Raw genomic sequence first — 13594 nt, 5'->3', positions numbered from 1 at the left:
TTTAACTCCTTTCGGGCGAAAAGTTTTACCGGGTGCCTAGCCCGCCTTCGTCATTTCAGCTTCGAGCTTGGTGCCCTCAACGTCCAGATCAGGTAGCGCCTTATCGAGCCAGCTGGGAATCCACCAGACCCGCTCACCGAGAAGATACATGAGCGCCGGAATCAGCGTCATACGAACGAGGAAGGCGTCAAAGAGGACGCCGGCGGCGAGGATGAAGCCGATAGAAGCAATCATGGGATCACCCGAGAAAACGAAGCCGATAAAGACACCGGCCATAATGAGGGCCGCTGCGGTGACCACTTTAGCCCCGTGCTGGTAGCCGATAACCACAGCCTTTTGAGCTCCGCGCCCCCGGCTATGGGCCTCTTTCATGCCGGATACTAGGAAGAGCTGGTAGTCCATGGCTAGACCGAAGAGGATGCCGACGGCGAGGATAGGCAAGAAGGATAAGATGGGCCCGGGCGTAGAAACACCGAAGAGCTCACTAGCCCAGCCCCACTGGAATACCGCCACAGTGGCACCCATCGCTGCCAACAGCGAGAAGAGGAAACCAATGGTTGCGGTGACTGGCACCAGGATGGAACGGAAGACCAGAACGAGCACCAGAAGCGAAAGGCCAATGACGATCCCCACATAGATGGGTAGCACCCGGTAAAGGTTCTCTGAGATATCGATATTCATGGCGGTTTGGCCGGTAACACCGAAGTTAACCTGCCCCCGGTCGGTATCCAGGGTCAGCGCTCGTAGCTCGTGCACCAGAGCGGTGGTTGACTCTGAGTTGGGGCCCTCGGCGGGAACAACCTGATAGAGCACAGCTGAGTGATCCTCGGCGATGAGTGCTGGAATCACGCTGACGACGTGGTCCTGTTCCAAAATGTCCTGGCCGATATCCACCTGAAGCGCTGCGGCTTCATCCTCAGTGGTGCCTTCAGGGAGTCGCGCCGCCGCGATTACGGTGCCGTTGCGGCCCTCACCGAAGGTATCAGCAATGAGGTTATAGCTAATGTTAGCTGCCGAATCAGTGGGCTGGGAGGAACCGTCGGGCAGCCCTAAACGCATGTCCGCTACCGGTAGTGAGAGAGCGCCCAGAGCCAAAACTACTGCAGCGATGGTGAGCAGAGGCTTTTTGAGGACCGTCGCAATCCAGCCGGTTTTCTTCTCTTCGTGAGTTTGAGCCGCTGCGTGTGCTTCTGCACGGACGCTGGCCGCGGCCTCAGAGGGGTCTTCGGACGCGGTCTGCTCAGCGCGCTTCTGGAGGTGGGCGCGGTGCTTCTTGCTGATGAGGCGCCATCCTATCAGAGACAGCACAGCGGGGGAGAAGGTAACTGATACGGCTACCGCTATGAAAACAGCGAAGGCAGCAGCGTTACCCATGGTGGAAAGAAAGGGGATACCCACTACGTTGAGACCCAACAGGGCAATCATCACGGTGATACCGGCGAAGACCACGGCACCACCTGCGGTACCCGTTGCCAGCGCGATGGAAGGTCGAATGCCCATTCCCTGCGCTAGGTTATTGCGGTGTCGGTTGAGAATAAAGAGGGTGTAGTCGATGCCAACGGCCAGGCCCAGCATGGTACCCAGGGTGGGGGTAGTGCTGGTCATGTCGATGACGCCTGAGAGCGCTAGGGTGCCTAGAGCGGAGGCACCTACCCCGATGAGGGCCATGAGAATGGGCAGACCGGCGGCCACAAGGGTGCCCAGCATGATAAAGAGAATGATGAAAGCAATTGCCACACCAATAATCTCGGCCGTCATGTTCATGTGGGTTTCAACGCCCTGCATGGTCTGGTCGAAGGTGACTTTTAACCCGGCGTCCTCTGCGGCAGTGCTCATTTCACTGCGGACGGTCTCCAGGTCTTCTGATGAGAGCGCTGTGAGCTCCTTGGTGAAAGTGATCCCTGCAATGGCAGTTGAGCCGTCCTCAGAGATGGAGGTCGCGTCGGAGGTCATGTCCAGCAGAGCCGCATTGCGTTCTAGTTCAGCGGTGCCGGTTTCAAGGTCCGTGCGTCCCTGATCAAGTGCAGCCTGGGCGTCATCCAGTGCCTTGATACCCGCTTCAGCTTCGGTGCGGTTGCGATCGATTTCTGCTTGAGCTTCTTCGAGGGGAGCCCGCTGCTGATCAAGTGCAGCCTGCTGGGCTTCGATCTCACCGAAAGCTTCAGCGGGAGCGTTAGACGCTTCAAGCCCGGCGCGTGCCTCATCGAGTTGTCGCTGGGCATCCTCAAGCTGAGCCTTGCCGGCATCCAAGTCTGTTTGGGCTGCGTCTAGGGCAGCGATACCTTTTTCTGCTTCGGGGCGGTTGCGATCAATTTCTGCCTGCCCGCTTTCAATGTCGCGAGAACCGCTCTCAAGCTGGGCGCGGCCTTCTTCTATCTTGGCCTGCCCATCTGCGATTTGGGCTGCCGTTTCAAAGGGGTTGGTGACGCTATCAACGGTTTCAAGCTCCCCAACCCGGGTGAGTGAGCTGGCAAGGGCTGCTTTCTGTTCCTCGGTGAACTCGTTGCCGTCCTGAGTCTGAACAATCGCAGAGCCGGTAGCGGCGTTAGTGTTCATGTCGAAGGTGTCAGCCAGCTCTTCTTGAACCAGCTGTGCTTCGGTGCCGGGAATCGTGATTTCGTTGCTCATTTCGCCCTTGAAAGCGGCATAAGACCCACCGATTCCGGCAAGGATGAGGACCCAAATGCCGATAACGGCCCAGGCGCGCCGGGCAGCAAAACCGCCCAGCCTATAGAGGAGTTGAGACATGCTTATTGGTCAGCTTCCTGTGATGAAAAATTGATGTTCTTGGACGATGAATGTTTGAGGCGGTTAATAGCGCGGGGTTCCGCTAGCTACCTGATCGATATTTCGGTGGATGTAGGGCACAATGTCTGCTATTTCTAGGTCTTTGGCCTCTGCCGAAAAGCAAGTGACGTCCTGCTCAGATTCTTGAGCGAAAGCGGCAAAACCCATGAGGACACCCATCAATAGATTGACGGTGTAGAGGGCATTGGCAAGGCTTTGCTGAACCGTGAGCTGGGGATAGGCATGGTCAATACTGCTACAGAAGCGGTCGCAGATGGTACCTAAGGTCAGCATGATTTCTTGAGTCATACCTTCGAATTCTTCATAGGACAGGGCCGCTGCCAGCACTATAAATTTCTTGAGGTGTTCTTGCACGTGGGGGCTATCCACCGCTGCGTGAAAGTGATTCGTGATAGCGACCGGCACTTGCTTAAGGGTGAGGTCATGAGGGAACGGAGGACTATCGATGATGGGTTCTAGGTGCTGAGCAACGCGGAAGGTCAGAGCGTTGTCGATTTTTTTGAAGTGATTGAAAATCGTGCGTTCTGAGACCTTTGCTACCTCGACGAGAGCGCTGGTTGTAAGCCCGCTGCGTCCATTGCGTAAAACCAGCTGCTCAGCTGCTTCAGCAATTTTTTGTTTGGACGCAGTGGAGCGGGCACGACGCTTATCGATAGGTGGCGCATGATGGAGCATGTTCATACAGTAACTGTAATAATGCAGTAACTGCAACAAAACGTTATGTGGGGTTGGGCATAGAGAAGAGGTGCCGCCCATGCTGAGAATCAACAGTATTTATCACGGGAAGAAGTGCTGGACCGGATCCGCACGAGGCAGTCGTGGTCAGGGAAGGGGATAGGGCTTGGGGATGTGTGATGTCGAAAACAAAATGGTGTAGATAAACAGCAGGAAATGCTGTGTTGAATGGCTAATAGAGCGCGAATATACACGTTATCTTTCGCGTCACCTCTGCTGGATAAACTGGTCAAGCTGATGCTATCGGGTAGCCTAAGGGTATGAAGGTTTTGGTACTTGGCCCCGGCGGGCGAGAACACGCAATTATCCGAGCTTTGCAGAGAGATTCATCTGTCACCGAAGTGCATTCTGCACCGGGTAATGCGGGCATAGCCGCTCATGCCCCGGTTCATGCCATTGACGCCAATAACCCCCTGGAGGCCGTCGAACTGGCCCAGGAACTTGCCGTTGATCTAGTGGTAGTTGGCCCCGAAGCCCCTCTGGTCGCCGGGGTATCCGATGCCCTGCGCGATGCTGGCTTCGCGGTCTTTGGTCCCTCCAAGCCCGCTGCCTTACTTGAAGGCTCTAAAGCTTTTGCCAAAGAGGTCATGGCTGCTGCCGGTGTCCCTACCGCTCTGGCTCGTGTGGCTGGTACCAAAGAAGAAGCTGAAAGTGCGCTTGCTGCTTTTGGTGCACCCTATGTGGTCAAAGACGACGGGCTGGCCGCGGGTAAGGGCGTAATAGTCACCGAGGACTACGACGACGCGCTAGCCCACGCCGAAACCTGTTTCGCCGCCGGCGGCACCGTGGTTATCGAGGAATATCTGGATGGCCCCGAAGTTTCCCTTTTTGTGCTTTCTGATGGCACTAACTGTGTACCGCTCTCGCCTGCTCAAGACTTCAAGCGTATTTTTGATGAGGATCGGGGCCCCAACACCGGTGGCATGGGTGCCTACACCCCCTTGCCTTGGCTACCTGAAGGCTTCGTTGAAGAAGTCATTCAGAGGGTAGCTGCCCCCACTATCGCTGAAATGAATCACCGAGGCACCCCCTTTGTCGGAGTGCTCTACTGCGGGTTAGCTGCGACCTCCCGCGGCATCCGCGTCATTGAGTTCAATGCCCGTTTTGGAGACCCTGAAACTCAGGCAGTGCTGACCCGCCTCAAAACCCCCCTGGGAGGGTTGCTCATGGCAGCAGCCAAGGGTGAGCTGCCCGCAGATATAGAACTGGACTGGGACCCCCGCACCGCCGTTGACGTCGTCATGGCAGCGGAAAACTACCCTGACACTCCCCGCAGAGGCGACGTCATCACCGGCATCGAAGCAGCTAACGCTCTTGAAGGGGTGCACGTAGACCACGCTGGTACTGTGTCTACCGACCGCGGCATCGAAACAGCCGGTGGCCGCGTGCTGGCCGTAGTAGCTCTAGGCGAAGACCTTGCAGACGCCCGCGAACGAGCCTATTCTGGTGTTGCTGCCATTAGCTGGGATGGCGCGCAGAACCGCTCAGATATTGCTCTAGCTGCCGCTGAGAACCGCATTACCATTCCCACCCCTCTCTAACTAAATAGTTCTATGACTGCTCACCCTATGTACGGGTGGGCAGTCACTGTTTTATCATTAGCTCACACCTCACCCTGCATCACATACCAGGAGAACCACAATGACCAACACCCCGGTTGATATTCCCGGCTGGAAGCACGTTTATTCCGGTAAAGTCCGAGACCTCTACATCCCCTTAGAAGATACACAGGACGCGGTAGGGGTGAACCTCAGCGACGATGCTGAACTTCGCGCCGGTTGTGTCATGGTCGTTGCTACGGACCGTATCAGCGCCTTTGACCAAGTGCTCCCCACTGAAATCCCCGATAAAGGCAAGATCCTTACCCAGATGTCTCTCTGGTGGTTCAAGCAGCTCACCGGTGTGCCCAACCACGTGCTCTCCACCGATGTGCCTGAAGTTGTTGCCGGGCGAGCCATGATTTGCAAATCTCTGAATATGTTTCCCGTGGAATGTATCGTGCGTGGTTATCTCACCGGCTCAGGGCTTGTCTCCTACCAAAAGACGGGAATGGTCAATGAATACAAGCTACCGGCCGGTCTTGTGGATGGTTCCCGCCTTGAGAACGCGCTTTTTACCCCTACCGGTAAAGCAGAAGTGGGTGAACACGACGAGCCCATCACCATCGAGGAGCTCAACGAAGAAGTCGGCGAAGCAATCGCAGACCGCCTGGAGGAACTCACCCTCTACGTTTACCAAACCGCAGAGAAAATTGCCCGCGAACGCGGCATTATTCTCGCCGATACCAAAATTGAGTTCGGCACCGACTCTTACCGTGGTGAAATCACCCTGGGTGACGAGGTCCTCACCCCCGATTCCTCCCGATTCTGGGACGCCGAGGACTACAAGCCAGGCCGCTCCCAGTCGTCCTTCGATAAGCAGTACGTGCGCGACTGGCTCAAGAGCGCGGCTTCTGGTTGGGACGGCACCGGCCCTGTGCCGGAACTACCTACCGACGTGGTTGAGAAGACCCGGGCACGCTATGTGGAAGCCTTTGAACGCCTGACCGGGCAGACCTTTAAGGCTTAAGGGCTAAAGAGGCGGGGTGCACCAGGAATCTTCCTGGTGCACCCCGCCTCTTTGTATGCCTAGGTTAGCTGCCCTGCTCTGCGCGTACCTTCTGGTGGTACTCGTAGTGGGTGGCACCAATCTCTGAGAGAGCATAGAACCAGCGGATATGCTCGGCTACCGCTACCTGGGCGCGTTCAGGCTCACCGGTGGTCACCGCTGCGAAAATTTCCCTGTGCTGCCGCTGGAGCTCCTTTTTGGTGCTTTCCCAGTCTTCTAAATAGGGCACTGCTTCTTGTACATAACCCACCGTGGCAAGGTGCAGTGAGTCGATGACGGTTTCCATGACGATGTTGCCGCTTAGTGACGAGATTTCGTAGTGAAAGCGAGTATCGCAGAAGTGGAAACGGTCATCACAGATACCGGCGTGACTCATCTCATCGAGGTAGCTCTCTGCCCTTTGCAGAGCTTCGCTGTGTTCGGGCAGGTGCGCCACCTTAGCTGCTTGGGCGGCAGCGTTACCTTCGAGCAGGACGCGGGTGGTGACGATGTCTGCTACGGGCAGGGTGCGCGTGGCGATGTGCATGCGCAGAGCCCAACCCAGAGCATCCGAGGGCTGGGAGATGACAACGGCCCCTGATTTAGGGCCTGATCCTACGCCCGAGCGAATGAGCCCTACTGCGCTGAGGATGCGCAGAGCTTCGCGTACAGATGGGCGCGAGATCCCGTATTCTTCAGCCAGGGTCCGTTCCCCGGGTAGGCGGTCGCCCACGCGTAGTTGGCCGTGGCGCAGCCTGTATTCCACCGACTCCAGTAGAGCGGTGTAGGTGCGTTCTTTATCTTTCACGTCTTTACTTTCATGAAAGGAATGGGGGTAGCAAGACGGTGCAGCCCCAACGAAGCGAGGGCGCTGCACCGTCTCATATATCTTAGCCGTGAGGCTACAGAGTGTTACTGGTTGCTGGCGAAGTAGGGGTCAACCATGAATCCCAGAATGTTGGACTGCAAGAAGACCAGCACGCAGATAGCAAACAGGAGGATGAAGGACCAGGGCAGGACAGCCTTGAAAATCTCTGATTCCTTGCCTTCCATGTTCACCGAGGTAGCTGCGATAGCCAGGGACTGGGGTGAGATCATCTTGCCCACAACACCACCGGTGGTGTTAGCAGCCAGCATAAGTTCGGGGTGAGCGCCGGGAACACCGTTCGCCTGCAAGTTCTCAGCGGCAGTGACCTGCAGCTTGGAGAAGAGCGCGTTGGCGCTGGTGTCAGAACCGGTAACTGCGGTACCAACCCAACCCAGAACGGGTGAGAGGAAGGCATAAGCCACACCGAGGGAGGCAACGAATTCACCGATGGCAACGGTCTGACCTGAGTAGTTCATGACGAAGGCCAGGGCCAGAACCAGGGCGATGGTGACAGCGGTCCAGCGCATCTTGTAGGCGACAGCGCCGATTTCCTTGAGGACGTCCCCAAGGCCAAGCTTGTAGGCACCCTTCTCGTTGAAGATGGAGTAGATCACAGCAACAATCAGACCCGAGAAGAGCAGGTAGGTGCCGGGGTTAGCCAGCCAGGCCCAGGTGTAGGCGGAGTTGACGGGATCGCCAGAAGCGGTGACCAGTCGTTCTGCCAGCAGGGGAATATCGAACTTGATGGACTGCGCCTTGAGCCAGTTAACCAGCGGGGTGTAGAGATTAGCTAGACCGAAGATGATAACAACAATGAGGTAGGGCATGAGTGCCATCCAGATGCGGCGGGCGGGCAGGTGCACTGATTCAGCTGACTCAGTGATGCCGTAGCGCTCGCGGACACCCGCAACTCCGCGAGGCTTGACGAAGCGCATAAAGACTACGGCTGCTGCAATGGAGACAATGCAGGCAATCACGTCGGTGAGCTGGTAGGCGAAGTAAGTAGCTGCCCACCACTGCGCCACTGAGAAGGCCAGACCGATAACGGCGGCGTGCATCCACGCGTCCTTGATGCCCTTTACACCATCTAGGATCCAGAGCAGGATGAAGGGGACGAAGAAGGCGATGAAGGGCGCCTGGTGACCAACAACGGCTGCCACGTTGACGGCAGCCTGGGCGCCCTGTTCGTTGGCGCCGTAGGCAACTTCACCGGCGGTGGTGATGGGGATAGCAACTGCGCCGAAGGCAACGGGGGCGGTATTGGCGATAAGGACGGTGGTCGCTGCCTTGAGGGGCTTAACACCGAGTGCCAGGATCATGGTTGCGGTAATAGCAACGGGGGCGCCGAAGCCTGCAAGTGCCTCAAGTAGACCGCCGAAGCAGAAAGCGATGAGGATTGCCTGGATGCGTAGGTCGCCGCCGCCGATGAGGTCGAAGGTGCGTCGGAGGTCTTCAAAGCGGCCTGAGAGCACGGTGATCTGATAGAACCAGATCGCCATGAGGATAACCCAGACGATGGGGAAGAGACCGTAGATACCGCCGCGGAAAGCGCTCATACCGGCAAGATCGAAAGGCATGCCGAAGCCGAAGACGGCTACGAGGATAGCGACAATGAGGGAAACAAGACCCGAGACGTGTGCGCGGGCTTTAAAACCCAGCAGCATAATGAAGAACGCCAGTAGGGGCAGGGTTGAAACCAGTGCGCTGAGCGCAAGGCTGCCACCTACGGCGTCGGTTACAGCGGTATAAGTATTCTCCACCGTAAACCTCCTTGAATGTGTGCAGAGATGATGACTCTTCTATGAGTTATCAAATATAAAAATTAAGAGACCTGATTGTGTGGTCAGACCATAGTGATGAGGTTTAGACTACATGACTTATAACACTCTGCCAAGTTGTTCAAACCACTTTTTTGGGCTTATCTGAAGGTGTTTTAGATGTTTCCGAAATGCTGGCGCAGGGGCAATGAGGGATGGCTCAAACTGTCGATGCTCCCCCGACAAGGTCAAGGAGTCGAACTGGTCTTGATGTGGTCAGACCATCAGATGATTTGAGTAAAAAAATGTGCCCTTATTAAAAAGGTAAAAGTGACCCAATATCGTGTTAAATGAAGAGTGAAGAAGAGAATCCAAACTAAGGGCCCTCTCTCGCTTCCGGCACCCGCTCAAAGACGGCGGTAGCGCTACGGATGGCGGCAGGGAGCACCGTACGGAAGATTGAGAGATAGACATGCGTGTGGCACTATTTTCAACGTGCATCGTAGACGCTATGTACCCGAAGGTAGCGGCAGCTACCGTTAGCGTCCTAGAGCGTTTGGGGCATGAAGTTGTGTTCCCTCAGGGGCAGACCTGCTGCTCCCAGATGCACGTCAATTCGGGATATTTTGACGATGCTTACCCGGTGGTTAAAACCCACGTTAAGGCCTTCAGCGAGTGGGACTTTGACGTAGCCGTAGCCCCCTCGGGCTCCTGCGTTGCTTCCTTGGGACACCAGCAGCCCATGATTGCTGAGCGAGCCGGTGACACCGCCACCGCCACCGCAGCTGCTGACCTGGCGGCCCGCACCTTTGAGCTGTCCCAGTTCTTGATTGATATCTGCGGCATTACTGATGCTGCTGAACAGCTGGGCTCCTACTTCCCTGAGAAGGTTACCTTCCACGCGTCCTGCCATGGCATGCGTCTGCTACGTCTTGGCACTCGCCAGGAAGATTTGGTGCGCACCGTGGGAGGCCTGGAATACACCCAGATTGAAGACCAAGATCAGTGTTGCGGCTTTGGTGGCACCTTCTCCTTTAAGAACGCCGACACTTCAGGCGCTATGGTCGCTGATAAGGTGCAGCACATTGAAGAAACCGGTGCCAGCGTGTGCACTGGCGGTGACGTCTCCTGCCTGATGAACATCGGCGGCGCCCTGTCCCGTAAGGAATCACCGGTTCAGACGGTTCACTTCGCTGAAATTCTGGCATCCACTAAAGAAAACCCGCTTAAGGTTTCTGGCCCCGTCTCTGTTACCGCAGGAGGTAAGTAAACATGACTGCAACCGCACTCGGTATGCCCCAGGTCCGCCACGGAGTGGGCAATATCTTTGAACACGAGCCCTTCCCCGAATACGCAAAACGTGAGCTCAAGAACGAGCAACTACGCGCCAACCTGGGCTTTGCGACTCATAAGATCCGTACCAAGCGTGACGCTGTTACCAGCGAACTGCCCGACTGGCAGGATCTACGCACCGCCGGTTCCATGATCAAGCAGCAGGTTATGGCTAACCTGGATACCTACCTCGAAGAGTTTGAGCGTAACTTCACTGCCAAGGGCGGTCACGTGCACTGGGCACGCGACGCTCACGAGGCAAATGAGATTGCTCTTAAGCTCATCCAGGCTGAGGGTGTCACAGAGGTCAATAAGATCAAGTCCATGGCTACAGCCGAAACCGGGCTGAACGAGTACCTGGAAGAATTCGGTATTCACGCTATCGAAACTGACCTTGCAGAAGAAATTGTGCAGCTGGGCGATAACGACCGTCCCTCCCACATCCTGGTACCCGCTATCCACCGCAACCGCACCGAGATTCGCGATATCTTCCGCCGCAAGATTGAGGGCGTTAATCCCAACCTGTCGGATGATCCTGCTGAACTCGCCGAGGCATCTCGCTTCCGTCTGCGCGAGAAGTTTCTGACCAACAAGGTGGCTATCTCGGGCGTAAACTTTGGTATCGCCGATACCGGCACCATGACCATCGTTGAGTCAGAAGGCAACGGTCGCATGTGCCTGACCCTGCCCGACACCCTCATTACCTTCATGGGTGTTGAGAAGCTACTGCCCACCGTACAGGACCTTGAGGTCTTCACTCAGCTGCTGCCTCGCTCGTCCACCGGTGAGCGCATGAACCCCTACACCTCCATGTGGACCGGTGTCACCCCGGGCGATGGCCCCCAGAACCTGCACGTCATCCTCATGGACAATGGTCGCACCGCTGTCCTAGCTGACCAGGTAGGCCGTCAGGCTCTAAACTGTATCCGCTGCTCCGCCTGCATGAACGTCTGCCCAGTGTACGAGCGCGCCGGTGGTCACGCCTACGGCTCAACCTACCCCGGGCCCATCGGCGCCATTCTCTCACCCCAGCTGGGCGGTATCGAGAACGAGCACAATGCCACCCTGCCCTTCGCGTCCTCCCTCTGCGGTGCTTGCTATGACGCATGCCCCGTAAAGATTAACATCCCTGACGTGCTGGTTCACCTGCGCGGTAAGGCAGTGGACGCCGAGAAGGCACAGGGCGAATTTGCCGGCGGTAAGAAGGACCCCCACTACCAGATGGACGCCATCATGTTTGGCGCTAAGAAGCTCTTTAGCTCCGGTAAGCTCATGGGCCTGGCAACCAAGGGTCTGCCTGTCTCAAAGCTGGTGACCGGTAAGAAGCACAAGATTAGCAAGCTGCCCGGTCTGGTTGGCGGCTGGACTGACTACCGAGACATTCCTGAGCCCCCGTCCACCTCCTTCCGTAACCAGTGGAAGAAAGAGCGCGGTGCTGCGCCCAAGCGGGTGGGCGGCTCCCGGGTGGACGTTGCTGCCCTCATGGAGGCTAACAAAACTAAGGTAGCTGAGGCTCACGCCAAAGCTGAGGCCGCTAACCCCATCATCAAGGAGGCACAGTAATGACCGATGCTAAGAGCGAGATTCTGGGCCGCATCCGTGCCTCCCTTTGGGATTCACCCCAGCCCGCTGAACCGGTGCGTACCTACCGCCGAGTCAGCGACAAGGGTCAGGAAGAAATCATTGAGATTCTGGTCGACCGTCTGATTGACTACAAGGCCAACGTTTATCATGAAACCGCTGAGACTATCGCCGGTCGCATTGATGAGCTACTGGCTAAGGCATCGCGCTACGTGGTGCCTGCTGGTCTGGATGCCGCTTGGTTGCCTGAGGACACCGCTTCACGTTCAGCGGTCACAGATTCTGGTAACGCTGATAAGCCAGGTGCGCTTTCCGTGCGCGAATTAGACGCTGTGGACGCCGTGGTGACCTCATCGACCGTGTCCTGCGCTGAAACTGGTACCATTGCGCTCAACAGCAACCCTGCTGAGGGACGCCGCGCTATCACCCTGGTCCCTGATCACCACATCTGCGTGGTGCCGGTGGAAACCATTGTGGAGCTTATTCCTGAAACTGTTGCTCGACTGGATATCGAAAAGCCCATCACGTGGATTTCTGGCCCCTCAGCCACCAGTGATATCGAGCTGATTCGTGTGGAGGGCGTGCACGGCCCCCGTACTCTGGATGTCATCATCCTCAAATAGAGCGCTGGCAAACAAAAAGATGGGGTGTGAACTGAAAGTTCACACCCCATCTTTTTATATTTGAGGAGACATCCTTGGCGCTCTAGCTGATTCCTCAGCGAGGATTATGACGGTTACCGATGATCGAGTCTTACCCGTACTGCATGCTTGAACTAAACTCGGGGAGGGTGATCTGGTGCAGGTAATTTGTCACACTCCACTCCCGGAAGACCGTGGCATAATCGTGAACGGACGTAGAAGTGGAGATTCCATGAAGACAGCAACACCGGGCGCGGGGCGTATTATTGGCGTGGACCTTGCACGCTGCCTGGCACTCATTGCCATGTACGTAGCTCATGTTGCCCCTAGCGCGGGGCCAGCTGGCATCCTAAACCTCAGTGAGTTTGCAACCGCCCCCCTCTTTGCTCTGCTGATGGGCGTGTCAGCCTACCTCTCCACAGAACGCATGAGCTTCCCGGTACTCTTTGCCTCATCGGTGGTCCGCGGAATCATGTTGATAGCTATTGGGCTATATATCAATACGTGGGACGCGCACGTGGATATCGTCCTGCCCTACCTGGGTGTTTTGAGCGTCCTCATCGCCCCGCTGGTCTTCTTGCCTGCCTGGCTGCTGGGTGTCATATCTTTACTCTCATGGTGGTTCGCCACCACCGCGCTGACCTTTTTCACACCCGCCTACAATGAGCAGGTACTTTCCGGTAGCTACCTCCAGTACGCCTACCAGTGGTTCTTCACCGGCACCCACTATCAGGTTTTCACCCTTCTGGCCTATGCCTGTGTTGGTGGCATCCTGGCTCGTGCACTGGGGGAGTGGGGAGCAGTTGGAGATACGGTAACTGCGATAGCCGCTACCGGCGTCGCCGGCCTAATCTACTGGTATGCAACCACCGAACTCAGCGAGTTCTTGCCCTATACCGCCAGCAGGCTTGAAATCGCGTTCGCGCTCTTCTTGAGTATCGCTGCCCTAGGGTGGAGTTGCCTACTAGCACGTATCTTTGCTTCGCGTGCCCAGGTGCTTGACCCGCTGGTAGCTGCCGGCAGGATGACGCTCTCGCTCTACGTCTTGCAGATAGGCGTGCTGGCTCTCTATATTCGCTACGCCCCGGCCTACGGCTTGCCTTACAACGACGACTCCTGGTGGATGCTCGTGCTTCTCATTGCCCTATCCCTACTTTTTGCCTGGAGTTGGGACCGTCTGCTAGGCAGAACGATCGCTCGACGTGGCCCCCTGGAAAGTCTATTAGCGCTGGTCACCGGCAGGAGTTAATGTTTGTGGGGTTACCTACTCAACAAGGTGCTTTCGC

The 13594-nt window shown here is 56.6% G+C and carries 10 protein-coding genes; 6 read left to right on the top strand and 4 right to left on the bottom strand.

Annotated features, from left to right (window positions below):
* Nucleotides 1-36: 36 nt before the first annotated feature.
* Together M3668_RS03335 and M3668_RS03330 are read right to left on the bottom strand one after the other, a co-directional pair.
* Nucleotides 37-2748, bottom strand: a complete 2712-nt coding sequence (locus M3668_RS03335; protein WP_251379377.1) for an MMPL family transporter — start codon at nucleotides 2746-2748, stop codon at nucleotides 37-39.
* 63 nt (nucleotides 2749-2811) lie between these two features.
* Entirely contained in the window at nucleotides 2812-3489 is a 678-nt protein-coding gene (locus M3668_RS03330; RefSeq protein WP_251379376.1) for a TetR/AcrR family transcriptional regulator, read from the bottom strand.
* 314 nt (nucleotides 3490-3803) lie between these two features.
* Between M3668_RS03330 and purD the strand changes: the two genes are divergently transcribed.
* The gene (purD, locus tag M3668_RS03325; RefSeq protein WP_251379375.1) at nucleotides 3804-5084 is read left to right on the top strand and encodes a phosphoribosylamine--glycine ligase; all 1281 of its coding nucleotides are present in this window, start codon (nucleotides 3804-3806) and stop codon (nucleotides 5082-5084) included.
* A 100-nt stretch (nucleotides 5085-5184) separates the two neighbouring features.
* Nucleotides 5185-6111 carry a phosphoribosylaminoimidazolesuccinocarboxamide synthase gene (locus tag M3668_RS03320; RefSeq protein ID WP_251379374.1) on the top strand — a complete coding sequence of 309 codons (927 nt, stop codon included), beginning with the start codon at nucleotides 5185-5187 and terminating at the stop codon, nucleotides 6109-6111.
* 64 nt (nucleotides 6112-6175) lie between these two features.
* On the opposite strand, the gene M3668_RS03315 is transcribed toward M3668_RS03320, so the two are convergent.
* Entirely contained in the window at nucleotides 6176-6937 is a 762-nt protein-coding gene (locus M3668_RS03315; protein WP_251379373.1) for a FadR/GntR family transcriptional regulator, read from the bottom strand.
* A 104-nt stretch (nucleotides 6938-7041) separates the two neighbouring features.
* Entirely contained in the window at nucleotides 7042-8757 is a 1716-nt protein-coding gene (locus M3668_RS03310) for an L-lactate permease (RefSeq protein ID WP_251379372.1), read from the bottom strand.
* Between the two features lie 469 nt (nucleotides 8758-9226).
* On the opposite strand from M3668_RS03310, the gene M3668_RS03305 reads away from it, so the two are divergent.
* The 4 genes from M3668_RS03305 (at nucleotide 9227) to M3668_RS03290 (ending at nucleotide 13557) form a co-directional block, all read left to right on the top strand.
* Nucleotides 9227-10024: a (Fe-S)-binding protein gene (locus M3668_RS03305; RefSeq protein WP_251379371.1), complete on the top strand. Its 798-nt coding sequence runs from the start codon at nucleotides 9227-9229 to the stop codon at nucleotides 10022-10024.
* Nucleotides 10025-10026: 2 nt separating this feature from the next.
* Entirely contained in the window at nucleotides 10027-11649 is a 1623-nt protein-coding gene (locus M3668_RS03300; RefSeq protein WP_251379370.1) for a lactate utilization protein B, read from the top strand.
* Complete coding sequence (locus M3668_RS03295; RefSeq protein ID WP_251379369.1) at nucleotides 11649-12290, top strand: LutC/YkgG family protein; 642 nt, start codon at nucleotides 11649-11651, stop codon at nucleotides 12288-12290. Before M3668_RS03300 ends, M3668_RS03295 begins: the two co-directional genes overlap by 1 nt.
* Before the next feature lie 250 nt (nucleotides 12291-12540).
* The gene (locus M3668_RS03290) at nucleotides 12541-13557 is read left to right on the top strand and encodes an acyltransferase family protein (protein ID WP_251379368.1); all 1017 of its coding nucleotides are present in this window, start codon (nucleotides 12541-12543) and stop codon (nucleotides 13555-13557) included.
* The last annotated feature ends 37 nt before the right edge of the window (nucleotides 13558-13594 follow it).

The organism is Rothia sp. P100 (assembly GCF_023712425.1).
Classification (GTDB): Bacteria; Actinomycetota; Actinomycetes; order Actinomycetales; family Micrococcaceae; genus Rothia; species Rothia endophytica.
This window is presented reverse-complemented; position numbering and strand designations above follow the sequence as displayed.

Coding starts and splice junctions, on each gene's coding strand:
- M3668_RS03335 (WP_251379377.1), bottom strand. CDS start 2,748: ATGTCTCAACTCCTCTATAGGCTGGGCGGTTTTGCTGCCCGGCGCGCC.
- M3668_RS03305 (WP_251379371.1), top strand. CDS start 9,227: ATGCGTGTGGCACTATTTTCAACGTGCATCGTAGACGCTATGTACCCG.
- M3668_RS03320 (WP_251379374.1), top strand. CDS start 5,185: ATGACCAACACCCCGGTTGATATTCCCGGCTGGAAGCACGTTTATTCC.
- purD (WP_251379375.1), top strand. CDS start 3,804: ATGAAGGTTTTGGTACTTGGCCCCGGCGGGCGAGAACACGCAATTATC.
- M3668_RS03290 (WP_251379368.1), top strand. CDS start 12,541: ATGAAGACAGCAACACCGGGCGCGGGGCGTATTATTGGCGTGGACCTT.
- M3668_RS03300 (WP_251379370.1), top strand. CDS start 10,027: ATGACTGCAACCGCACTCGGTATGCCCCAGGTCCGCCACGGAGTGGGC.
- M3668_RS03330 (WP_251379376.1), bottom strand. CDS start 3,489: ATGAACATGCTCCATCATGCGCCACCTATCGATAAGCGTCGTGCCCGC.
- M3668_RS03295 (WP_251379369.1), top strand. CDS start 11,649: ATGACCGATGCTAAGAGCGAGATTCTGGGCCGCATCCGTGCCTCCCTT.